The following is a 23,116-nucleotide window of genomic DNA, read 5'->3' on the forward strand; positions in this document are numbered from 1 at the left end:
GGAAATGAAAGGTTTTTAGCAGAAGTAGAGAAAAGCTAGTGATTCCGTTCATTATCCGTTGAAGTAGATTTAGAGATGTTGCAGTCAAATTCCTATCAAAAAGGCTTATGGAAAATAGCGCTGATTACCTCCGCTGGGTGGGGTGTGATTAGCCTTTTTCCGGTGGTGAACGCCAGGCGACCTTTCTTTCTGGGCAGCCGCGGAGATAGGCCACCTAGGAGAATGAACCGTGTTTCTTTTGGGCCAGCTCAGGACGATATTATCCTGTCGGCGGTGTGGGTTTTTCTGCTGATGCTGTGCCTCTGGGTGATGAACATTTACCTGTACGGCTGGTTCAGCCGATTGAGCTGGAACGAAAGAGCAAAGAATTTTACCCGATATGCTCTCAGCTACTTGCTGACCGTGTTGCTGTATTATGGACTTTTGACCCTGGCTTTTGTAGTAATAGACGGTCCGCCGCCCCGGGTTTTTCCCTTGATTGTGGCGCTTGCCAACAATACCATTGTGCTGGTTCTTATGGACTTGGTGATTTTGCAGCGCAAAAGCGCCCAGATTGCCGTAGAGAACAGCCAGCTCAAGATGAACCACGCCATCGCGCAGCACCAACGGCTGAAGCACCAATTGCAACCGCATTTCCTGTTCAATTCACTTAATACCCTGAAAACGCTCATCAAAAAACATCGGCCCGAGGCCGAGGAATACCTAGTGCGGTTGTCCGATTTGCTCAGGGCCTCTATCACTTCTGAAAACAAAACCACTATTCCGCTGGCGGAAGAATTAAAGCTGTGCGTGGATTACCTGGAGATGCAGAAGGTTCGGTTCAAAGACTCGTTTTCCTATAGAATTGAGATTCCGGCCCATATTCTCACCTCGGGGTGTCTGCCTATTTTCTCGCTGCAACTGCTGGTGGAGAATGCCATCAAGCACAACGCGTTCACCGTAGAAGAACCCCTGATCATCCAGATTTCCTATACCCACGAAGAGTGCATTGTGGTCTGGAACAACAAAAGGCCCAAGCAGACGCTGGAGCCTTCCTCCGGCATTGGGCTGAAGAATTTGTCTGAGCGGTACCAGGTCATCTGCGGCAAGGGCATCAAGGTGGTAGAGGCAGACCATTTCTTTTCTGTTGAACTTAAGCTGCTGACGAATGAATATTGTTATCATTGAAGATGAGCCCCTTACGGCCGAAGATCTGGAAGATACGCTGGTAGAGGTAGAAGCAAGCGTGCGCGTAGTGGCAGTGCTAGCTTCTGTGAAAGCGGCCATCTCGTATTTCCAGCGGAACCCAGCTCCAGACATAATCTTCTCTGATATTCAGTTAGGCGATGGGTTGAGCTTTGAGATTTTCCAGGCGGTGCCCATTTCTAAACCAGTAGTCTTTTGTACGGCTTATAACGAGTATGCTTTGGATGCTTTCAAAGCCAATGGCATTGACTACGTTTTGAAGCCCTTCAGCAAGGCTACTATTGAGAAAACACTGCAGAAATACAAACAACTACAGCAGAGCCTCGCCCCGCCAACCCCAGACTACCAGGCCTTGGTGCAACTGCTGGATAACCGGCAGGGGCAGAAACCCAGCTCGGTGCTGGTGTTCCAGCGCGACAAGATTATTCCGCTGCCCCTGGACCAAATTGCGGTGTGTTACTCGCAGAACCTGGTCACGCACGTCATCACCTTTGACCAGAGGAAATTCACCCTCCAGCAGACCATGGAAGAGATGGAAGTCCTCTGCGGAAACCAGTTCTTCCGGGCCAACCGGCAGTTCCTGCTCCACCGCAAGGCTATCAAAGAAGCGGTACAGCATTTGGGGCGCAAACTCGCGGTCACGCTTACCATTCCGTTCCAGGAAGAAATCATAGTGAGTAAGGCGAAGGGTCCGCTGTTTCTAAACTGGTTGGCGCAATGAAGTAAAAAGCCGCTTTTACCTTAAAGTAAGAGCGGTTTTTGTTTTAGGAGGCTTCTTAGAAAAACAGCTTAAAAAGTAAATGTTTGTTTGGATGGCCGGTTCTGTCCGTTTCACTGCCGGCTTTGTCCGGTTGGCTGTTTTCAGGGGTTTTGGGCTTATTTCTGGCACCTGCTTTGCAAAGGGAAGATCAAGCAGGTTAAAGCAGCCTGAAAAGCTAGAAACGTAAACCCTTAATCTTACTTGAAATGAAAAAGTACTTTGTAATGATCGCCTTAGGTTTAGCCGTAGCCGGAACTTCTTACGCGCAAACTGGTCCGCAGCAACGGGGCAGAAATTCTGAAAACAGAACAGAGCAACACAGAAAAGACAAAGGTGATGCTCGCCATGGCGGGGAGAAGCGTGCCCAAATCTCACCTGAGGAAAGAGCCACCAAGCGTACTGAGATGCTGAGCCAGAAACTGGACCTGAGCAACTCACAGAAAAAGAAACTACAGGCCCTTAACCTGAAACAAGCCCAGCAAATGGAAAGCTTCAAAGGACAGTACGCGCAAAAAGGCCAACGCAATGGAGCCGAACGGAACGGCCAGCAGCGGGAGCAGATGAAACAGCTTCATGCTTCCTGGGAGAAGGAATTCAAAAGCATGCTGAGCAAAAAGCAATACGCTAAATACGAAGAAGAGCGCAAGCAAATGCAAGCCAACCGCGCTAACCGCAAAGGCAGAGAAGAAGGAAAAGAAACCCGCTTCAGAAGACATCAGAACGGATAAGTAATCTTGCGTTCACATGTAAAAAGAGCAAGCCTAGGCTTGCTCTTTTTACATGTGAAATTCTAAAAGGAACTAATCGGTCGTAAGTCGTTTTTTACTCTCTTTTGTGAAAACAGGCTTAAAAGATATCCTTTTAAGCCGAAGGTCTGACGTCTACAGGAACGGCCGAGATTAGGAAGCGACCGGCAATCTGATGTGGAAGGTGGTGCCTTTTTGCTCCTCGCTTTCCACGTTGATAGAGCCGCCGTGTTGCTCTACCAATTGTTGGCAGATGCTTAATCCGAGGCCCGTAGATTTTTCGCCCTTCAAGCCTTTTCTTCTGGCTTTGGAGAAGCGGTCAAAAAGGACGGGTCTTATTTGCTCTGGGATGCCAATGCCTTCGTCGGTGATTTCAACGTGCAGGTTCTTTTTTTCTTCCTGTACCTTAATGCTGATAGTGCTATGGGTGGGCGTGAACTTCACAGCGTTGGAAAGCAGGTTGGTCATGACCCGGTGGAAGCGTTCTTTGTTCAGGTTGGCATATACCGGAACCGGTGGGCGCTGCAGGTGCAGGTTTCGGGAGCCTTGCAACTGAGACTGCCACTCCTGGTGCACTTGCTGCAAGACCTCGCCCAGATCCAATTTCTCCATCGGGATTTCTTCCACCAGCTCTTCGCGGGCCACTACCAACAAATCATTGATAATGGCCTTGGAAGATTGGCAACTGGTTAGAATCAGGTTGAGGTATTGCTGCTGCTTCTCTGGGGTCGCGTTGTTTTTCTGGAGCAGCGAGGTGATCATCTCAATGTTGTTGAAGGGACTTCGGAGGTCATGCGCCACCACGCCCAATATTTCTGATTTTGTCTGGCTTATTTTCTGAATCTCGCGGTTTTTCGCCTCAATCTCTTTTAGTTGTATAAAATGGGTTGCCCGGTAGCTGTACATAGTGCGGGAAAGCACAAAGAAGCAAGTCAGGATAAGGAAAGACACACACTGGTTTAAGATTCTCTGCTCGGGGCTGAGAGGTAAAAAGTGCAGCATGATGGTAAAAGCCAGCGCGGTGAGCGTTACCAAGACCAGCGTCTCTACATACTCAAAGTCCCAAAGGAAGGCCACCGTCACTAGTCCTAACAGATACATGGTTAGGGTGTTTTTGGGATTAGATTGGGCAATGAACGTAATACTCAGGCAACAGGCAATGAACGCAAACCCGAATGCCAGACACAACAATTGGGCTACCCAGAGCCTGGTTTGAGACTTCTTCCTGTGAAAGAAAGAGTGTTCCAGGTTCAGAAGAACGGCCGACGCACTAATCAGTAGAATGTTTACGGCTCGGAAGAAAGTAGCATGGAGTGTTTGGTTGAGAACGGGAAACAACAGCGGCAATAGTAGAATGCCACAAGAAACAGACATAGCCAAATAAGCGACTAGCCGAAGCTTCTTAAGGTTTTGCAAAACATACTCCTGCCTAAACGCCTGTAGTGATAGACGCGCCGGAGCATTGAAAAAGTAAAATTTCAACGTGATCTCTGGAACTGGAAACAACCTAGCGATTACCAGGGGGATAAGGGCAAAGGCAATGCACAAAGGTACTAAAAACTCCTTTCATCATTGGTAAATGTAGGTGTGGTTTTTCTAAATTGAATTCATGTAAAGAAGAATAATACAATGTCTTTTTTCTTTGTATTTGCTGTGCTGCAAAGTCTGTTAAAGAACGAACCTCATACCTTGTAATTGAATGCTTTACGTGTGAAATGAGCGTTAAAAAAGTATAGGAGAATTTAGATTTTTGGCAAGGTCTTTGGATTAAGATAGATAAACAAAGTTTCTTTTAGTTATAAACTGATTGAGTAGGAAACGTGATTCTGTTTTTCGCGCAGCTGCCCAATTTTAAAATTCGTTTCCATGAAAACCTTTTTACAAAGAATGTGGGCGCTGGGGGTAGTTGCCCTCATGGCCTTCAGCCTACTCAGTGCCTCTGAGGCGCAGGCTGGTCCGGGAGACCGCGTGTCTTTCCAGACGTTTTATGATGAACTGGACCCGTACGGCCGCTGGATCAATGATGCCGAATACGGGTACGTGTGGTCGCCCAACGTGGAGCGCGGATTTCAGCCGTATGGTACGCGCGGGCACTGGGTCATGACCGAGTACGGCAACACCTGGGTGTCTGATTATGACTGGGGCTGGGCTCCATTCCACTACGGACGCTGGGTGTATGATGATTATGAGGGCTGGCTCTGGATTCCGGGCTCTGACTGGGGACCGGCCTGGGTAGACTGGCGCAACGGCGGTGGCTATTATGGTTGGGCACCTATGGGGCCAAGGGTAACGTACATTGTGCCGGCCACGCGCTGGGTATTTGTACCGGTTATGTACATCAACAGCCCGCGCATTTACTCTTACTGCGTGCCCAGAACCCGGGTGGTCAACATCTACCACAACACCACCATCATCAATAACTACTACGAGCGCGATAACCGCCGGTACGTGTATGGGCCCAGAAACCAGGACATTGAGCGAGCTACCAACCGCCGGGTGAATGTGTACCGCGTAGACCGTGACAGCCGTCCCGGCCGAACTTCGGTGGCTGAGAACTCCGTTCGGATTTACCGTCCAGACGTGAACTCCCGCCGCGAAGAAGCTCCCAGCCGGGTCATCGCCCGAAACACAGCCACTAACCGTTCTAACCTAACCGGTACCTATGGCACCGCAGGCCGAAGCGACAGAAGCAGCAATACCAACCGCACCAGAGTTGAAAACAACACCCGTGAGCGCGCCACCGGAGAGTTGAATTCTACTTCCCGGACTAACCTGGAACCATCTTCTGAGCAGCGCAGCGTCACCGAAGGAAGCAGCAGGACCAGAATCGGCGTTCGGGAAACCAGAACTTCCTCTGAGGACAACACCACGCGAACCCGCCCGGAAAGAACGGATTATCCACAGCGCACCAGTGAGTCTAGCGCTATTGAAACCAGAACCCGCACCCGTGCAGAGGAGGGTTCCCGCCAACGGACAGAAGGAAGCTATTCTCCCCGCAGAATGGAGTCATCTTCTTCAGCGGAAGGGCAGTACCAACCACGCACCCGGTCAGAAGCAGGCGGACAAAGTCAATATCAAACTCACAGTCGGCAGGAATCTGGCGGACAAGGGCAGTACCAGCAACGAAGCCGTCCGGTAACTGCTCCGTCGCAAGCCCCGGCACAGCAGCGCCAAGTTGCTCCCCGTCAGGAATCTTCCTCTGGAAGACAATCCAGCCGAGGCGGTAGAAACTAACCTGTTTTGATTTTATGAATGATAGAAAAGCCGCACTTCTTTGAGGTGCGGCTTTTTGTTTTGGGGGCGATTTGCGCAAAAACGTCTCAATTCCGTAGAAAATTTTCTACCCAGGCATTCACTTTCTCCGGTTGTTCATGGTGCAGCCAGTGCGTGGCGTTATCCAGAAAGAACAGTTGACCATTGGTACATTGCTCTATGCTGGGCAGGGCTAATTCGGTACCCAGAAATTTATCTTGCTTTCCCCAGAGCATGAAGGTAGGCACTTCAACTGGGTGGTTCGCTTTAATAGGGTTGTATTTGTACGCCCGGTACCAATTTATCATGGCTCCCAGGGCACCTGGTTGCGCCCAGGCTTTTTTATAGGCTTCCAGGTCTTGCGGAGTGAAAGTGTTGGGCAGGGCAGAGCCGGTCAAGGTTTTCTCCAGCACCTTGAAGTCAAGCATGCTGTTGACCGCCTCCGGCACCCACGGAATCTGGAAAAAGCCCGTGTACCAACTCCTGAGCATCTGCCTGGGATTATGCGTCAGGTGCTCATGGATAACCGCCGGATGAGGCATGTTCAGGATGACCAGCTTCTCCAACAACTGTGGAAAATGCAGTGCCAGGTTCCAGGCCACGCCGCCGCCCCAGTCATGCCCCACCAACACCACTTTCTCCGTCGTTAATTGGGGAATCAACTCCGCAATGTCCTGGGTGAGTTGGTCTATGGTATACGATTCTACGCCCTCTGGTTTGCTGCTGAGGTTGTATCCCCGCTGGTCTGGTGCCACCACTCGCCAACCCTTTTCTGAAAAGTAACTCAGTTGCTTTCGCCACCCATACCAGAACTCCGGGAAACCATGCAAGAAGAGAATGACCTTGCCCTCCGTTGGGCGGGCTTCCACGGTGTGTAGTTGAATGCCGTTGGTTTGGTAATACTTGTCTCTGTTTTCCATGCTCGCCTTCTTGTCTTCTCGCTTTTACGTGGAAATACGTGGCTGTTCCGTTTCAGGGCTGTTTTATAGAAATATTGAAAAGTCATTGGCGTAGACGTTCGCAGGTCTAAAGACGCTACGAGGTCTTTGGAGTAGGCGGTATTGCGGAAGCAGGCTGAAAACGCGAAAACCTGTGAGGTCTCCAAGACCTCACAGGTTTAGAAAGTACTAGCGCGAGACTCCAGTCCCGTGACTAGGGATGAAGCGAGTCTCCAGACTTGCCGGGAATTACTGGCTGAATGGAGAGGTCAGGTATATGTTCTATGTCAACTATGGCGCGGAAGTTACTTCCGTGACTATTGAGTTGATTGAAAGTCACGGAAGTAACTTCCGCGCCATAGAGTTCCTGTTTTTGGCACGCTATCCGAAAATTAGCCTTAAAACCTAACCAATTCCGCACCCTCAAAAGACCTCGTAGTGTGCGCAGCTCCTACGAGTGTCTATACCACTGCCGTTTCAAGCCCACTTTCCCCAAATCACCACACAAACTCAACCCCAACCAAAAAAGCCCCGCCTCACCAAACAGGCAAGAACAGGGCTCCTCAAAAAGTAGGTCGTGCTACTTGATACGTGCTACCTGCTATGGACTTAAAACAATTGGTACTTAGATAGTTCTTTGGAGGGTAGCTCAGAATCACCCATCAGGTACATGTCTATAGCACGGGCGGCTTCACGACCGTCTGAGATGGCCCAGACAACCAGTGACTGACCTCGACAGGCATCTCCGGCGGAAAATACACCAGGTACGTTCGTTTGCCAATCGTTGAGTTTGAAGTTGCCCCGGCGGTCCAGTTCAAACTTAAAGCTGGAAGTGAAGGCATCATGTTCCGGACGCTCGTAGCCAATGGCAATCAGCGCCAGGTCACAGGGCAGGATGCGTTCGCTGTTGGGCTTTTCGGTGTACTCGCTTTGGTTTTTCCATTCCAGTTCCACTACGCGCAGACCTTTCACGTGTCCGTTTTCATCAGCAATGAATTCCTTGTTGAGCCAGCCCCAGCTACGTTCGCAGCCTTCTTCATGCGACGAAGAGGAGGAGAGCGTCACCGGTTCCTCGGGCCAGGGGTTGTGCGGGTGGCGTTCTGAGCTGGGCATGTACCGGTACTGCAGTTGCGTCACAGATTTGGCGAACTGACGGTTGGCGGTTCCTACACAGTCTGAGCCCGTATCACCGCCGCCAATCACCAGCACGTGCTTCCCGAAAGCGTTGATGTCCTGCTCCGGCGCTATTTGAGCACCATCCACCCGGCGGTTCTGCAGCCCCAGGTAATCCATCGCGAAATGAATGCCTTTCAGGTGGTTGCCGGGAATGGAAATGGCCCGCGGCTTGGACGACCCGATGGCCAACAGCACGGCATCAAATTTCCGGTACAGCTTTTTGAGGGTGGTGTCTTGCCCAATCTTGCGGTTGTACTTGAACTTAATGCCCTCTGCTTCCAGAATGGCCAGGCGGCGGTCAATGGTCCATTTCTCTAGTTTGAAATCTGGGATGCCGTAACGAAGCAAACCACCGGCTTTCTCATCTTTTTCATAGACGGTCACTTTGTGACCTGCCTGGTTCAGCTGCGCGGCGGCAGCCAGTCCGGCGGGGCCGGAGCCCACCACGGCCACTTTTTTACCGGTGCGTTGCAACGGCGGATTCGGTTTTACCAGACCCAGTTCAAAGGATTTTTCGGCAATGGACTTCTCAATGTGCTCAATGGCTACGGCCGGTTTGTTGATGGACAGCACGCAGCTGTTCTCGCACGGGGCGGGGCAGATGCGGCCCGTGAACTCCGGGAAGTTGTTGGTGCTGTACAGCACGCGCACCGCCCGCTCCCAATCGCCTTCTGAGACCGCATCATTGAAATCCGGAATCAGGTTGCCCAGCGGACAGCCGTTGTGACAGAAAGGAATGCCGCAGTCCATGCAGCGGGTTGCCTGTATTTTGGTCTTTTCCTCAGGGAAAGGCAGGTAAATCTCGTTCGAGTCGTTCACCCGCACTTTCGGATCGCGGGTGCCCGGCACCTCGCGGTTATACTTTAGGAATCCGTCTGCTCTTCCCATTACACCAAGGCTTTTTCGGTTTCTAATTCAATTGATTGCAAGGCTTTTCTTAAGTCATGCGGCATTACTTTCACAAACTGCTGGCTGGTTTGCTCCCAATTGGCCAGAAGCTCCTGCGCCCGCAAACTGCCGGTATAAGCCACGTGTTCCGTTAATTTCTTTTCAATCCAGCGGAAGTCTTCTGCCTCCGGTGTTTCCATACCTACCATGTCCAGGTTGCACTGGTCAAGGTAGCTGGGGTCTGGCGCGTAGAGGTACGCGATACCGCCGCTCATACCCGCCGCGAAGTTCTTCCCAATCTCGCCCAATACCAGCACCTTGCCGCCGGTCATGTACTCACAGCCGTGGTCGCCAATGCCTTCCACCACCGCCTCGGCACCCGAGTTACGCACGCAGAAGCGTTCTCCGGCCATGCCGTTGATGTACACTTTGCCGCTGGTTGCGCCGTAAAGCGCCACATTGCCCGTGATGATGTTGTCATGGGCCAGGTACTGGCTTTCCCGGAAAGGCTGTAAGATTATTTTTCCACCGGAAAGGCCTTTGCCTAAATAATCATTGGCCTCGCCCAGTAACCGGAACGTGATACCCGGAGCAAGGAATGCCCCAAAAGACTGACCCGCTGAGCCGTAGAACGTAGTTTTAAAGGAATCTTCCGGCAAACCATGCTTCCCGAAGGTGCTGGAGATTTCATAAGACAGCATGGTGCCCACGGCGCGGTCCACGTTGTTGATGCGGTACTCCACATCGGTATTGCCTTTCTTCAGGTCCCTAATGAGCTTTTTATCCAGCACTTTGCCAATCTCATGGTCCTGCTCAATCTGTTTGTAGGTACCCACGTTACGCGGCACATACTCCTGGTGCAGGATAGGGGAGAGGTCCAGGTTCTTGAGTTTCCAGTGGTTCAGGTCGGTTCTGATTTTCAGAATCTGCGACTGGCCCACCATCTCATTGATGGTTCTGAAGCCCAGCGAGGCCATGATCTGGCGCAGCTCCATGGCCAGGAAGGTGAACAGGTTCACCACGTGATCCGGGTTACCGGTGAAAAGCTGGCGCAGCTCCGGGTTCTGCGTGGCTATGCCAACCGGGCAGGTATTCAAATGGCATTTGCGCATCATGATACAGCCTTCGGCGATGAGGGCAGCGGTCGCTACGCCGTATTCTTCCGCGCCTAGCAACGTGGCCACGGCCAGGTCATAGCCCGTCAGGATTTTACCATCGGTCTGCAAGACCACGCGGCTGCGCAGGTTGTTTTTGAGGAGCGTCTGGTGGGCTTCGGCCAAGCCTATTTCCCAAGGCAAGCCGGTGTGCCGGATGGAGCTCAGCGGACTGGCCCCGGTTCCGCCGTCGGCGCCAGAAATCATGATGGCATCTGCTTTGGCTTTGGCTACGCCCGAGGCGATGGTACCCACCCCGGCCTCGGCCACCAACTTCACGTTGATGCGGGCTTTGGGGTTCGCGTTCTTCAGGTCGAAGATTAATTGCTTCAGGTCTTCAATGGAGTAGATGTCATGGTGCGGCGGCGGTGAAATGAGTCCTACGCCGGGCGTAGAGCAGCGCACGCGGGCAATCCAATGATCTACTTTGTGGCCGGGTAACTGTCCACCCTCACCTGGTTTTGCGCCCTGCGCGATTTTAATCTGAATTTCATCGGCGTTCGCCAAATAATGGCTGGTTACCCCAAATCGGCCGGAGGCCACCTGCTTTACTCTAGAGCGTTCAGAATCTCCGTTGGCGTGTTTGATGTAACGGGCTTCGTCTTCACCGCCCTCGCCGCTGTTGCTTTTGCCGCCAATGCGGTTCATGGCAATGGCCAGCGTGCTGTGCGCTTCATGGGAAATTGACCCGAAGGACATGGCTCCCGAACCGAAACGGGTTAGAATAGAAGAAACCGGTTCCACCTCCTCCAACGGCACCGATTGGCGCTTCCGGAATTCAAACAAGTTGCGGAGCGTAATGGCCGTTTCCTGCTGGTGCTCCCTGATGGATTTGGAATACTCTTTATATAAGAGGAAGTCATTCAGGCGGGTGGATTTTTGCAGCAGGTGAATAACCTTGGGCGTGAGCAAGTGCTCCTCGCCATCGCGCCGCCATTGGTAGAAACCACCGGACTCCAGCAGGTTCTCCAAATCTGGGTACGCGCTTTGGTGTTTGGTCAAGGCTTCGCGCTCCAGGTCTTCAAAGTTGAGGCCTTCCAGACGGTTGGTGGTACCTTTGAAGCATTTCTCAATCACTTCCTGACCCAGCCCTAGTATCTCGAAAATCTGGGAGCTTTGGTAACTCTGTAGCGTGCTGATGCCCATTTTAGACAGGATTTTCAGCAAACCATTGTCAACCGCATAGATGAAGTTCTGGAAGTAATGTGTGTACGGGTGCGCGTTGTCCAGTTTCTGCTGGTCATGCAGGCCTTTGATGGTATCATACACCAGGAACGGGTACACCGCGCTAGCTCCATACCCAATGATAGTAGCGAAGTGGTGGGTTTCCCAGGCATCTCCGGCTTCTACCACCAGCCCGGCTTTGGTACGCAAGCGTTTCTCGATGAGGTGGTGGTGAACGGCACCCACTGCCAGCAAAGACGGAATAGCCGCCCGTTGCGCTTCTACCTTACGGTTAGAGATAATCAATATTTTCTTGCCCGAGCGAACGGCGGCCTCAGCTTCGGCGCAGATACGGTCAATGTCGCGTTGCAGGTTGCCGGTCTCGCGGGTAGAGAAGGTGGCGTCTATGTTTTCGTGTTCAAAGCCTTCTTCTTTCAGGAACACCAGTTTCTGGAACTCCACGGGGTCCATGACCGGCTGGGAGATATGAATCTGACGCGTGTGCAGTTCGCTTTCATCCAAGATGTTCAGGGACTCGCCCACACGCGTGAAAAGCGACATCACCAAGCGCTCTCTAATGGAGTCAATAGGCGGATTACTCACCTGCGCGAAGAACTGCTTGAAGTAGTTAGCCACGTGCTGGCTGTGCTGAGACAGAACCGCCAGCGGCGTATCTGAGCCCATGCTGCCCACTGGCTCATAGCCCGTAGACGCCATGGGTTCTACCACCATTTTCAGGTCTTCGCGGGTGTAGCCGTACGCTTTCTGGCGCTGCCGAAGTTCCTCAGGAGAGCAAGGCTGTAGCAACACACTCGGCTCAGGTCGAAGTCTCAGTTTGATGCGGTTTTTCTGAATCCAGTCAAAATACGGCTTGTCATTGCAGACCAGTTGCTTGATTTCCTCGTCCTCAAAAATGCGGTTCTGGGAAATGTCCGCGAGCAGCATTTTGCCAGGTTGCAGGCGGCCGCGTTTGATCACGTCTTTGGGGTCCACGCACAGCGCCCCAGCTTCGGAGGCCATGATGAGGCGGCCTTGTTTAGTCAGGCAGTAACGCACGGGGCGCAGGCCGTTTCTATCTAAGGTCGCGCCAATCTGGGTACCGTCGGTGAAAAACAGGGCGGCAGGGCCGTCCCAGGGCTCCATCAAAGACGCATGGAATTTATAGAACGCCTTTTTGTAAGTGTCCATGTGCGGGTTGTTCTGCCAGGCCTCGGGCACCAGCATCATCATCACGTGCGGCAGCGGCCGTCCGGATAAGGTCAGTAGTTCCACCAAAGCATCCAGGTTGGCCGAATCAGAATCCTCGGGGTTGGTGATGGGGATGAGCCATTGCATTTCTTCCTCTGTGAAAAGCGGCGAGGACATGAGCGCTTCCTTGGACTTCATCTTGTTCACGTTCCCGCGTATGGTGTTGATTTCACCATTATGCGCAATAAACCGGAACGGCTGGGCCAGACGCCAGTTAGGAAAGGTGTTGGTAGAGAAACGGGAGTGCACCACAGCCAGCGCCGATTTAAACTCGGGATGGCGGAGGTCATGGTAGTAGCGCTCCAGTTGGTCGGTTTTGAGCTGACCTTTGTAAATGATGGTGCGCGAGGAGAAGCTGGCGATGTAGAAAGTGCCATTCTCGCCGCGTACGTTCTTGCGGGTCTCGTTGCTGATGAGGTTGCGCAGCACAAACAGTTTGCGCTCCAGGTCTTCGCCTTTGATGGTGGGGTCCACCGGCTGCACAAACACCTGCTCAATATAAGGTTCCACCGCTTTGGCTCCGTGGCCCGGTACTTGTCCGTTCACCGGCACCAGGCGGTAGCCAATCAGACTTAAACCTAATTTGCGGAGGCAGTTGTTCAGGATTTTGCGGGATTTCTCGCGCACTTCATAGACCGCCGGAAAAAACACCATGCCTACGCCATAGCTGCCCTGCGGAGGCAGCGTAATCGCGAACTCGGCCAGTTCTTTTCTGAAAAACTCATGGGGTAATTGCACTAAGATACCAGCCCCGTCGCCGGTTTCGGGGTCGCTGCCGGTGGCACCGCGGTGCTCCATGTTCTTGAGCATGGTCAACGCATCTTTCACCGTGGCATGGGATTTCTGACCATCTAAATTGACCACGCATCCAACGCCACAGGCATCATGCTCTAACTCGGGGGTGTACAACCCTTTGGGGTGTTTATCAGCCTGATTCATTCCTTTGTTTGTTCGTTCAGGGTAGGGTGAATCAGGAAGTTAATAGATTGTTGTTAAATAAACAAGCTATATTTTGAAGTATTTATACAAAACAAGCGTTAGGTTTATTGATTTTATATGTAATTGAGTGGTAATCTTAAAATGTATTAAAACTTGCCTTCTATGGAACGAGGAAAAATAGCAAATTTGTAATACAGCAAAGTAAATAAAATGCAACTGCTTAACTGTCAAGTGAAGAGGTGGAGGTGTTTAGGAGGGGTTTTTAAGAAAGTTCATACAATGGAGATCATGGTTCAAGTTTCTAACTTGGACCTACCATGTCCGGAAGTTTGCAACTTTTGTGAGTCGATAGCCTCAAATCCGCTTTTGCTGATTTAATTATATCAACCATTTATTTCAGAATGAATGACTCTATCCTGGGAGTTGAATGACTGCTCTTCTAGAAGGAAGCTCTGGTGCATGCCTTATGCCAGTTGCTGGCGTGACGGCTGGTTTATGCGAGGCCCTTATGCTTTTGTTGTTTCATCTTTTCCCTCCGTGCGCTCACGGCCGCGAGGCCCCGTCTTCCCCTCGCGCACTGCCCTTTCGGCCTGAAGTGTCCTTTGCGCTTAGTTTTGCCTTTCCAGGGCCAAAAGCGAGGTGCACTCAGGGAAGACTGGAAAGGGGAAAGTTGCCGTACTTGTGAATGATAGCAGGGAACATGGTTCAAGTCTGTGACTTGGACCCAAAATGACCGGAAGTTTGCAAATCCGTGAGCCATAAAGACAAAGACGTATTTCCCGTTCGGAGGAATAGGAGCAGTACGTTTTAGGCCTCCTTTCCAAAAACAAACCTATAACCAAATCCTTGCCTTGAATATTGCTCCCGCATAGAAACAAAAAAGCCAGAAAGTACCTGAAGAAGGTGCTTTCTGGCTTTGACCTTATAATAGAAGTGTTAGGCTTTTGCTTCGTCTCTGGATCTTTCCAGGAGGTAGATAAGCACGAGGGCTAACAGGTTGATGGTGACAAAGGAGGCTCCTGCGTGGGCTCCGTAACTGAAGTTAAAGGAAGATAAAGAAAGTCGGAACTTGAAAAACCAGCTTTCCAGAAAGTCAACGCCTATGCCTAGTTTGATGCCTGCTAAATAGTTATACGCCAGTCCTGAAATCCCGAAACTGAGGACTTGTAGTACCTGGTTCACCAGCGACAAGTTGAAGGCTTTTCTGGTTTGCTGGAAAAGCAGGAATCCGCACAGGATGGAAAAGATATAGAGTAATGCCGCTAGAAAGATGCCAACCCAAGTGGAGGTGGAGGGCTGCTGCAAGGCGGGAATCATTTTAAGGCACAGCCCCAGTCCCAGCAGACCACCGGCCAGTTGGTAGATGGCAATGAATCTGGCTAAGGTGAAATTCCTGTTTGGTGAAAAGTTGGGTTGCGTTTTCATGTTGTTTTTGGAAAATCGCTAGTAAAAAGCCCCGGCTTCAGAAACCGGGGCTTTTTGGAAAATTAGCGATTAAACTTTATTAATGTTCAAAGTCATAGCCTGTATTACGCTCGCGTAACTCGGCGAGGCCTTTCTTGCCGTAGGCTAGGCGGGTAATTACTACGTAGAGTACCGGCACAATAAAGATAGCCAGGAACGTAGCGGCCAACATACCACCAATTACCACCCAACCAATGGTCTGGCGGGAAACCGCACCGGCACCAGAAGCGGTCACCAGCGGAACTACCCCTAAGATAAAGGCCAGGGAGGTCATGATAATAGGTCGCAGACGCAGTTTTACGGCTTCAATGGTTGCTTCAATTAATTCCATACCGCGGTCTACCCGTTCTTTGGCGAACTCCACAATCAGGATGGCGTTTTTCGCGGCCAGACCAATCAGGGTAATCATACCAATCTGGGCGTACACGTTGTTCTCCAGTTTAGGTAGGAAAGTCAGCGCCAGAATAGCCCCAAACATCCCCAGCGGAATGGCAAACAAGATGGAGAACGGCACACTCCAACTTTCATACAGGGCAGCCAGTAAAAGTAACACCAGCACAATGGATAGGGCAAAGATGTAAATGGTGCTGTTTCCCGCTGACAGTTCTTCGCGGCTGAGGCCCGAGAAGTCAAAGCCGTAACCGGCCGGTAAGGTTTGAGCAGCAACTTCTTGCAGCGCCTGTAAGGCCTGACCGCTACTGTAACCCGGTTTGGCCCCACCAGAAATCTCTACGGAACGGAACAAGTTGTAGTGCGAAATTACGGCCGGGTTTTCCACCACTTTAGCCGTAATCAACGCACTTAACGGTACAGATTCTCCCTGGCGGTTCAGCACGTAGTACTGGCTCATGTCAGAGATGTCCATGCGGTACGTGGTATCGGCTTGGGCCACTACCCGGTAATTACGGCCGTAACGGGTGAAGTCATTGATGTAGCGGCTACCCATGTAAGAAGACATGGTGGCGTACACATCGGTGAGGCTGATGCCTAGTTTCTTCACTTTCTCACGGTCCACGTCTACGTGGTAGCCCGGCGTTCTGGTATTGAAGAAGCTGTAGGCCATGGCAATTTCCGGACGCTGGTTGGCCGCCGCTAAAAACTGACCCATCACGCGTTCCAGTTCTTTGATGTCACCGGCGGTACGTTGCTCCAGCATAAAGCTGAAACCTCCTGATTGCCCCAGACCCGGAATAGCAGGTGGCGCTACCACAATGATGTTGGCTTCTTTGATGGCGGCAAAACGTTGGTTCAGTTCTGCCATCACTCCCTGCAAGCGCATAGACTCTTCCTGTCTTTCATCCCAAGGTCTCATCTGGATGAAGAAGGTACCACTGTTAGACTTGAAGGAGAAGTTGATCGCGTTCAAACCAGAGATGGAAGTTGCGTTTTTAATCGCCTTCACTTCGCCCAAAATACCCGCCATTCTTTCCAGAATAGCCTGGGTTCTGTTGGCCGAGGAGCCTTCCGGTAATTCCACGGAGATAAACAGACGTCCTTCATCTTCAGTAGGAATGAAGCCAGTTGGTTTTTTCGCGAACAATCCTACGGTTCCCACATACAAACATACCAGCAGAATCAAAGCCAATGGAGCGGCTTTGATGGTCCGGCGTACGCCCCCTGAGTAAGACTCCGTAGTTCTGGCAAACCAGTTGTTGAACTTGTAGAAGAACTTATTCAGACCCCTGGATTCGCGGTTCACGTTCATAGGGCGCAGCATCATGGAGCAAAGCGCCGGCGTCAACGTCAAGGCCACAAACGCTGAAATCAAAACTGAGATAGCGATGGTGATGGCGAACTGCTGATACAAACGACCCACAATACCCGGAATGAAACCTACCGGAATAAACACGGCAGCCAGAATCAAAGCAATGGCAATTACCGGCGCGGTGATGTCTTTCATGGCCTTGCGCGTGGCTTCTCTTGGCGAGAGCCGCTCATGGTCAATGTAATGCTGCACCGCCTCTACCACCACAATGGCATCATCTACCACAATACCAATGGCCAACACAAACCCGAAGAGGGTAAGAGTGTTGATGGTGAAACCCAGCGGAATAAAGAAGATGAACGTACCAATAATGGAAACCGGAATAGCCAGAATGGGAACCAACGTAGCGCGCCAGCTTTGCAGGAACAGGAATACCACCACAATTACCAGAATCAAGGCTTCAATGAGGGTGTGCACCACTTCATTGATGGAAACCTCCACCACCGTCACCGACTCAAACGAGACAATGTAATCCACGTCGGCGGGGAAAGAGGCTTTCATGTTGTCCAAGGCCGCGTAGATACCTTCAGCGGTGGCTACCGCGTTAGAACCCGGCGCCTGGTAAATCAACATCATGGCAGACGGGTTTCCGTTGATGGTAGATTGGCGGCCATAGTCAAACTGCCCGAATTCCACGCGCGCCACGTCTTTCAAATACACCAAAGAACCGTCTTCTGGATTGGTGCGGATGATTACGTTCTCAAACTCTTCTTTGCTAGCCAACCGGCCACTTACCGTGATAGGATATTGAAATGCCTGCGTGCTGTACTGCGGGCGGGCACCCACTGTACCGGCAGCCACCTGCATGTTTTGCTCCTGAATGGCAGCTACTACTTGGTTGGCGCTGAGATTGTACTGCGCCATCTGATCTGGTTGCAGCCACAAACGCATACTGAAATCCTGCCCAATGGCCGTAACGTCACCTACCCCTTGCACCCGTAGCAACGCGTCTTTCACGTAGATGTTGGTGTAGTTATCCAGGTACTGGATGTCATGGGTTTTCTTGGGCGAGTAAATACCCACTACCATCAAGATACTTGGGTTCCGTTTCCGAACCGTTACCCCCAAACGTCTTACCTCTTCCGGCAAGCTTGGCTCGGCCACGCTGGCGCGGTTCTGCACATCCAGGGTAGCAATGTTAATGTCCGTACCTACCTCAAAGGTCACGGTCATGTTCATCTGGCCGGTACTGGTGTTGGTAGAGGTCAGATAGGCCATGCCTGGAGTACCGTTGATCTGGGTTTCAATAGGCGTGGCTACCGTCTGCTCAATGGTCTGGGCATCTGCTCCGGTGTAGTTCGCCGACACCGAAACGGTGGGTGGCGAAATATCGGGGTATTGGGTGATGGGCAAGTTCATCATGGCCAGCGTTCCTACCAACACGATCACAATAGAGATCACGATGGCAGTGATGGGCCGTCTTATAAATACTTCAGAGATCATACTTTTTCTGAAAAGGCTATTTTAACATGTTATTATCTGGCACCGGCAGGGGCACCACCGGCTGCTGCTTGCGGTGCACCTACTTGAATTTTAGCGCCCTGGCGAAGTTTCTGAATACCTTCTACCACAATTACGTCTCCGGCTTTGAGGCCTTCACGGGCTACAATCTTGTCCTGGAAACGGGTCCCTAACTGGATGTTTTGCTGCTGCACAGAATCTCCCTGTACTTTGTACACGAAGTATTCGCCCAATTGCTCGGTCACGGCTTTAAACGGAAGCGTGATTTGTTGTCCTATGTCTTGGTTCAGCACGTTCACGCTCACCGTCATACCGGCCACCAACTGGCGGTCAGGGTTAGGGAAACTCACGCGAACCGTAATGGTACCGGTCTGCAAACCAACCGCGCGGTCAATGGCCGTTAGCTTACCGGTGTGCGGATATCTGGTGCCATCTGCTAACGTGAGGGTGAACGTGGAGTCTGGCTGCTTGCCTTGTTGCAGGAGGTTGAAACGGGGCAACTCCTGCTCATTGATCACGAAATCTACGCCGGTTGGTCCGTCAGAAGAGATGGTGTTCAGGAGCGTTTGCCCCGGGCTTATCTGTGAACCCACGCGTACTTGCGAAATCCCGATTCTACCGGTGAACGGGGCTTTGATGATGGAATAACCAAGTTCTGTAGCCGCGCTGGATACCTGGGCGCGGGCTACCGCTACATTGGCACGGGCCGTTTCCACATCGGCGCGGGCATAATCTACCCGCTGGCGCGCGATAGCGTCTTGCTTGGCCAGGTTCTCATAACGCTCCAGGTCTTTCTGCACCCGGTTCAAATTCGCCTGGGCACTGCGAACATTCGCCTGTGCCTGGTTGTAAGCTGCCTGGTATCTGGTGCGATCAATTTCATAAAGCGGCTGCCCTTTGGTAACCCGTTGGCCATCTTTTACAAAAATCTGCGTGATGTAACCACTCACCTGCGGGCGCAACTCTACTTCACTAAGCGGCACCACGGTGCCTGGGTACGTATCTGTGCCTACCACGCGCTCTTCAGAAACGGTATAGACGTTCACCGGAACCGGACCGCCCATCATAGGGCCGCCTTGCGGGGCGGCTTCCTTTTTGCCGCAGGAAACCAACAAGGCGCCGGACAACGTAAGCGCCGCTATAAAGGATAACTGTATCTTCATGATGCTAGGATTTTTCTCTCTGATTAGTAGTTAACTGCTATGGTACCCAAGGCGCGTTGTACATCCAGCTTGCTGGAAAGCACATTGTACAGGGCATTGTAATAATTGAGTTGGGCGGTTCTGAGGTCGGTTTCGGCTACAATCAGATCCAGGTAGGTTTTGATGCCCTCGTTGTATTGGAGCTTGATCACGTTGTATACGTCTTCGGCTAACTGCACATTGCTTTGCAGGGTAAGCCAGTCATTGTAATCACTCTTGTAGTTGGCCAAGGCCGTTTGGTACTCCGTATTGATGCGGCGCTGGAGACCTTGCAGTTCCACGTTCAGGCTTTCTTCCTGCAATTCAGAAATACGCACGTTCTGCAATCTTCGGCCTCCCTGGAAAATAGGAATGCCCACCTGCAAGCCCAACGCTGAGGTAGGGTAGGACTGGCTGTACACATCTCCCAGACTGGAGCTGAAGAAGGTAGGATTGTAGTTCACGAACGCCGAAGCCGTTGGTAAAAAGCCCCACCGGTAATAGCGGGTATTCAAGCCCTGGATTTGGCGTTGCGTCTGAATCTGCTGAAACTCCACCCGGTTGGTGAAGGCCAGGGTCTGGGTGGTGTCTATCAGAATATTCTGCTGCATCTGGTTGTAGTCATAGGCCAGCGTCAGCGGTGAGCCAACGGGTAAACCCATGAGCTCCTGCAACAGCGCGGTGCTGGATTTCAAAGCCTCCTGCGTTCTCTTGCGGTCTGCCCGTATGCTGTTTAAGGTAATGCTGGCACGTTGGTAGTCGGTTTTGTCTACCAACCCTTGCTCGTACTGGGCTCTGGCATCACGGTACTGCTTTTCCTGCCGGATGATGTTCTCATCCAGAATGCGCAGCTGTTCCTGGCTCAGGAGAATGTTGTAAAACGCCTTACTTACGTCTACCACCGTGTTGATTTTGGTAGATTGGGTGTTCAGATCCAATGCGGTTCTGGTAAAACGGGCAGCTCTGGAAGCCAACAGCAAGTCATTGCTGTACAGCGTCTGGTTTGCCTGAAAATTGATGTTGGAGGTGTATTTCTGCCCAATGGTGATCACCTGGTCCCCGAACACGCTTTGCTGGCGCTTGATGTTGTGGATGAACGCGTAGTTGGCCGCCACCTGCGGCAACCAACCAGACAGTTGTGCCCTGATCTGGCGTTCGCCGATTTCCTCTTCTATTTGCGCCTGCTGCACTTGGGCCTGGTTTTTTAGGGCGTAGGCCACGCACTGGTCCAGCGAAAGCCGCCCGGTAGTGCTATCTGGGGCCACCTGTGCCCGAAGCGCGAAAGGAGCCCAGAGGCAACTCAGCAGCACAGACATCAGAATCCTTGTTTTCTTCATAAGAATGGTAACTATTAAATCTATAAGTGGGTGGTAGGATGGAGTTTATAGCTTACGGATGCTATCCCAAACCATTTGGGCTAATTGCTGAAATTCTTTGTCTCCCAAAAGAACTTTATTGTCTAAATGTACCTTAGCGGCGGTCATAATGCTGCTGTGAATCATGATGGCCATCAGTTTTTGGTCCAGGTTACGCAGAATACCGTTTTTATGCCCTAATTCTATAAACTGCCTTATTTCATTCTGGATGCAATCATTCTGTTCCTGCGGGCAACGCGAATAGTAGGGCGAATTCACGAACTGTTCAATAAAGAAGAGTACGTTGGGGTGCTGGATGTAAAACTGGCAGCGACTGATCCAGCGCAGGAAAAAGTTTTCCTTTAAATCCATGTCCTCCCGCAGTTTCTTCTGCATGGCTTCGTGTACCTGGTGCTGGGTGTAGGTAAACAACTCCATGATAAGCGTGTCTTTGCTGTCAAAGTAATGGTAAATGGTACCTGCGGCAACCCCCGCTTTTTTGGCAACCAGACTCATGGGGGTACCATGGAATCCGTTCTCCTTGATCAACTTGAGCGTACTTTCCAGAATCGCTTTTTTCTTCTCTGCTAATATCTCCAACTCTTTGCTTGGCTGTTTATTGAACGTTCATTCGGTTCGCAAAGTAAAGAACAAAAGTAGGGAGCATCCAACGGATTTAACATTTAATTCCTGTTGCAGAAATTCAGACTGTTTTCTGTTTTGAGATAAGTAGTTGTAAATAAGTTTGTTGAAAGGGTTTGATGGAAGAGGTATCTTTCGGGAAACCTAACAGAAGTAAACAAGTTAGGGAAACCTGTTTTAAGGATAGTTTTTGGAAAACAGGCAATTAACAGGGGTGTTTTGAGAGGAAGGGGTAAGCGGAGGGTGGTGTTTGTAGAGGCAATTCCGGGCAATGTTATCTGATACCGTAGGACAGGTCGCGACCTGTCCGTACATGCTGTGCATGCTGCATTTTTTGGAAAGAAGGATGAAAATGGAAAGGGCAACCCTTGGTGGTTGCCGCTGTTATCAATTTCTTTAAGAAAGGCGGTCTTGTTCCTGAATGTGTTGGATGATTTTCTGGGCGTGGTCGCGGGAGTTTTCAATAAACCAGAGGTGGGTGTCCATGCCGCCACAGACCACACCTGCCAGGTACAGGCCAGGCTCATTGGTTTCCATGGTCTCTGGGTTGTGCTGCGGGTACAATTTCTCGTCGGGTGAAAGTTGTACCCCAAATTTGCGGAGCAGGTCAAAGTTAGGTTTGTAGCCGGTGAGCGCCAGCACAAAGTCGTTCTCAAGGGTGACAGGGCCTTCGGGTGTCATGATATCAACTTCGCCGGGCCGAATGGCGGTGAGGTAGGAATTGAAATGCGCTTTGATGCTGCCTTCGGCAATTCGGTTCTCAATGTCTGGCTTCACCCAGTATTTCACCCGTCGGCCAATGGCAGGACCGCGCACTACCATGGTTACCTGGGCTCCTTTGCGGTAGGTTTCCAACGCGGCATCTACGGAGGAATTGCTGGCCCCCACCACCACCACTTTCTGGAGGGCGTAATAGTGCGGGTCTTTGTAGTAATGCGTCACGTGCGGCAGCTCTTCGCCGGGAATGGCCATGAGGGCAGGCAGGTCATAGAAGCCGGTGGAGATAATGACTTTGCGGGCGTGGTACGTGCCTTTGCTTGTTTGCACTTCAAACCTGTTTTCCTGTTTCTGCACCAAAAGCACCTCCTCAAATAACCGCACGTGCAGGTTAAACTTGCCCGTAACCCGACGGTAATATTCTAAGGCCTCGTTGCGGCGCGGTTTGGGGTTGTCAGAGATAAAGGGCACCCCGCCAATCTCCAGCTTCTCAGAAGTGGAGAAAAAAGACATGGTCACCGGGTAGTTGTACAACGAATTCACCAACGCGCCTTTGTCCAGAATCACGTAAGAGAGTCCGGCTTTCTGGGCTTCAATGCCGCAGGTTAACCCAATAGGCCCCGCCCCAATAATGACAATATCCAGTTCATCAGATGTACGCATGCGGCAAAGGTAAGAAGTGATTCTTGAATGATGGATGGAGTGAATGTGAGAGTGTACGGCTAAACGTGTCAAAAGCTGCTTTGCAGAGGCAGTGTGTTCAAAAGTGAAGTGATTATCCACTCGCTCGCCTCTCGGACGCCTGTGAGCTATTTTCGGCCTCTGGCCGAGTGGAGGGAATGTTAACCCATCTTTGAAGAAGTGGCGGGACGCCGCAGGTAGCTCACAGGCGTCCGAGAGGCGAGCGAGATATTGGTTTATTTTACTCCCATTCTTCTGTAAGAATGCTACCCTTAAACCACACGCAATCTTGCTGGTGGTTCCCGGCGAGTCTGGAGACTCGCATCATCCCAAGTCACAAGACTTGAGTCTCGCGCCAGGTTGGGTGGTTTAAAAAGTACTGGCCTGTTTTCCGCAATAT

14 protein-coding genes are annotated in these 23,116 nt (G+C 51.3%); 4 read left to right on the forward strand and 10 right to left on the reverse strand.

Going from position 1 to position 23,116, the window contains the following annotated elements; all coding sequences use genetic code 11:
- The first annotated feature begins 222 nt into the window (after positions 1-222).
- The 3 genes from ACY0JR_RS16075 to ACY0JR_RS16085 all read left to right on the forward strand — a co-directional run bounded on the left by ACY0JR_RS16075 (position 223) and on the right by ACY0JR_RS16085 (position 2,673).
- A complete protein-coding gene (locus ACY0JR_RS16075) occupies positions 223-1,167 on the forward strand; it encodes a sensor histidine kinase (protein ID WP_462635144.1) in 945 nt (314 codons plus the stop codon).
- Positions 1,148-1,906 (forward strand): LytR/AlgR family response regulator transcription factor, encoded by a 759-nt coding sequence (locus tag ACY0JR_RS16080; RefSeq protein WP_462635146.1) that lies wholly within the window; start codon positions 1,148-1,150, stop codon positions 1,904-1,906. The genes ACY0JR_RS16075 and ACY0JR_RS16080 overlap by 20 nt, the downstream gene beginning before the upstream one ends.
- A 245-nt stretch (positions 1,907-2,151) precedes the next feature.
- Positions 2,152-2,673 carry a DUF4890 domain-containing protein gene (locus tag ACY0JR_RS16085; protein WP_462635147.1) on the forward strand — a complete coding sequence of 174 codons (522 nt, stop codon included), beginning with the start codon at positions 2,152-2,154 and terminating at the stop codon, positions 2,671-2,673.
- A 171-nt stretch (positions 2,674-2,844) separates the two neighbouring features.
- Here the strand turns inward: ACY0JR_RS16085 and ACY0JR_RS16090 are convergent, their stop codons facing one another.
- A complete protein-coding gene (locus ACY0JR_RS16090) occupies positions 2,845-4,065 on the reverse strand; it encodes a sensor histidine kinase (RefSeq protein ID WP_462635148.1) in 1,221 nt (406 codons plus the stop codon).
- A gap of 492 nt (positions 4,066-4,557) precedes the next feature.
- On the opposite strand from ACY0JR_RS16090, the gene ACY0JR_RS16095 reads away from it, so the two are divergent.
- Entirely contained in the window at positions 4,558-5,925 is a 1,368-nt protein-coding gene (locus ACY0JR_RS16095; RefSeq protein WP_462635150.1) for a DUF6600 domain-containing protein, read from the forward strand.
- Between the two features lie 86 nt (positions 5,926-6,011).
- Here ACY0JR_RS16095 and ACY0JR_RS16100 read toward each other — a convergent pair whose 3' ends face one another.
- The 9 genes from ACY0JR_RS16100 to ACY0JR_RS16140 form a co-directional block, all read right to left on the reverse strand.
- A complete protein-coding gene (locus ACY0JR_RS16100; RefSeq protein WP_462635151.1) occupies positions 6,012-6,863 on the reverse strand; it encodes an alpha/beta fold hydrolase in 852 nt (283 codons plus the stop codon).
- A gap of 627 nt (positions 6,864-7,490) precedes the next feature.
- Complete coding sequence (locus ACY0JR_RS16105) at positions 7,491-8,945, reverse strand: glutamate synthase subunit beta (protein ID WP_462635152.1); 1,455 nt, start codon at positions 8,943-8,945, stop codon at positions 7,491-7,493.
- Positions 8,945-13,450: a glutamate synthase large subunit gene (gene gltB, locus ACY0JR_RS16110; RefSeq protein ID WP_462635153.1), complete on the reverse strand. Its 4,506-nt coding sequence runs from the start codon at positions 13,448-13,450 to the stop codon at positions 8,945-8,947. Before gltB ends, ACY0JR_RS16105 begins: the two co-directional genes overlap by 1 nt.
- Before the next feature lie 936 nt (positions 13,451-14,386).
- A complete protein-coding gene (locus tag ACY0JR_RS16115; RefSeq protein WP_462635154.1) occupies positions 14,387-14,875 on the reverse strand; it encodes a hypothetical protein in 489 nt (162 codons plus the stop codon).
- Positions 14,876-14,954: 79 nt separating this feature from the next.
- The gene (locus ACY0JR_RS16120) at positions 14,955-18,122 is read right to left on the reverse strand and encodes an efflux RND transporter permease subunit (RefSeq protein ID WP_462635156.1); all 3,168 of its coding nucleotides are present in this window, start codon (positions 18,120-18,122) and stop codon (positions 14,955-14,957) included.
- Between the two features lie 32 nt (positions 18,123-18,154).
- Entirely contained in the window at positions 18,155-19,303 is a 1,149-nt protein-coding gene (locus tag ACY0JR_RS16125; RefSeq protein WP_462635157.1) for an efflux RND transporter periplasmic adaptor subunit, read from the reverse strand.
- A gap of 23 nt (positions 19,304-19,326) precedes the next feature.
- Positions 19,327-20,658, reverse strand: coding sequence for a TolC family protein (locus ACY0JR_RS16130; protein WP_462635158.1), 1,332 nt, complete (start codon positions 20,656-20,658; stop codon positions 19,327-19,329).
- A 45-nt stretch (positions 20,659-20,703) separates the two neighbouring features.
- Entirely contained in the window at positions 20,704-21,276 is a 573-nt protein-coding gene (locus ACY0JR_RS16135; protein ID WP_462635159.1) for a TetR/AcrR family transcriptional regulator, read from the reverse strand.
- 438 nt (positions 21,277-21,714) lie between these two features.
- Positions 21,715-22,698, reverse strand: coding sequence for a YpdA family putative bacillithiol disulfide reductase (locus tag ACY0JR_RS16140; protein WP_462635160.1), 984 nt, complete (start codon positions 22,696-22,698; stop codon positions 21,715-21,717).
- Positions 22,699-23,116 lie beyond the last annotated feature (418 nt).

It is taken from the genome of Rufibacter sp. JT3400010 (assembly GCF_054956755.1).

What these genes read in the sequence shown, in the direction of transcription:
- ACY0JR_RS16075 (WP_462635144.1), top strand. Translation starts at nt 223, where the DNA reads ATGAACCGTGTTTCTTTTGGGCCAGCTCAGGACGATATTATCCTGTCG.
- ACY0JR_RS16080 (WP_462635146.1), top strand. Translation starts at nt 1,148, where the DNA reads ATGAATATTGTTATCATTGAAGATGAGCCCCTTACGGCCGAAGATCTG.
- ACY0JR_RS16085 (WP_462635147.1), top strand. Translation starts at nt 2,152, where the DNA reads ATGAAAAAGTACTTTGTAATGATCGCCTTAGGTTTAGCCGTAGCCGGA.
- ACY0JR_RS16090 (WP_462635148.1), bottom strand. Translation starts at nt 4,065, where the DNA reads ATGTCTGTTTCTTGTGGCATTCTACTATTGCCGCTGTTGTTTCCCGTT.
- ACY0JR_RS16095 (WP_462635150.1), top strand. Translation starts at nt 4,558, where the DNA reads ATGAAAACCTTTTTACAAAGAATGTGGGCGCTGGGGGTAGTTGCCCTC.
- ACY0JR_RS16100 (WP_462635151.1), bottom strand. Translation starts at nt 6,863, where the DNA reads ATGGAAAACAGAGACAAGTATTACCAAACCAACGGCATTCAACTACAC.
- ACY0JR_RS16105 (WP_462635152.1), bottom strand. Translation starts at nt 8,945, where the DNA reads ATGGGAAGAGCAGACGGATTCCTAAAGTATAACCGCGAGGTGCCGGGC.
- gltB (WP_462635153.1), bottom strand. Translation starts at nt 13,450, where the DNA reads ATGAATCAGGCTGATAAACACCCCAAAGGGTTGTACACCCCCGAGTTA.
- ACY0JR_RS16115 (WP_462635154.1), bottom strand. Translation starts at nt 14,875, where the DNA reads ATGAAAACGCAACCCAACTTTTCACCAAACAGGAATTTCACCTTAGCC.
- ACY0JR_RS16120 (WP_462635156.1), bottom strand. Translation starts at nt 18,122, where the DNA reads ATGATCTCTGAAGTATTTATAAGACGGCCCATCACTGCCATCGTGATC.
- ACY0JR_RS16125 (WP_462635157.1), bottom strand. Translation starts at nt 19,303, where the DNA reads ATGAAGATACAGTTATCCTTTATAGCGGCGCTTACGTTGTCCGGCGCC.
- ACY0JR_RS16130 (WP_462635158.1), bottom strand. Translation starts at nt 20,658, where the DNA reads ATGAAGAAAACAAGGATTCTGATGTCTGTGCTGCTGAGTTGCCTCTGG.
- ACY0JR_RS16140 (WP_462635160.1), bottom strand. Translation starts at nt 22,698, where the DNA reads ATGCGTACATCTGATGAACTGGATATTGTCATTATTGGGGCGGGGCCT.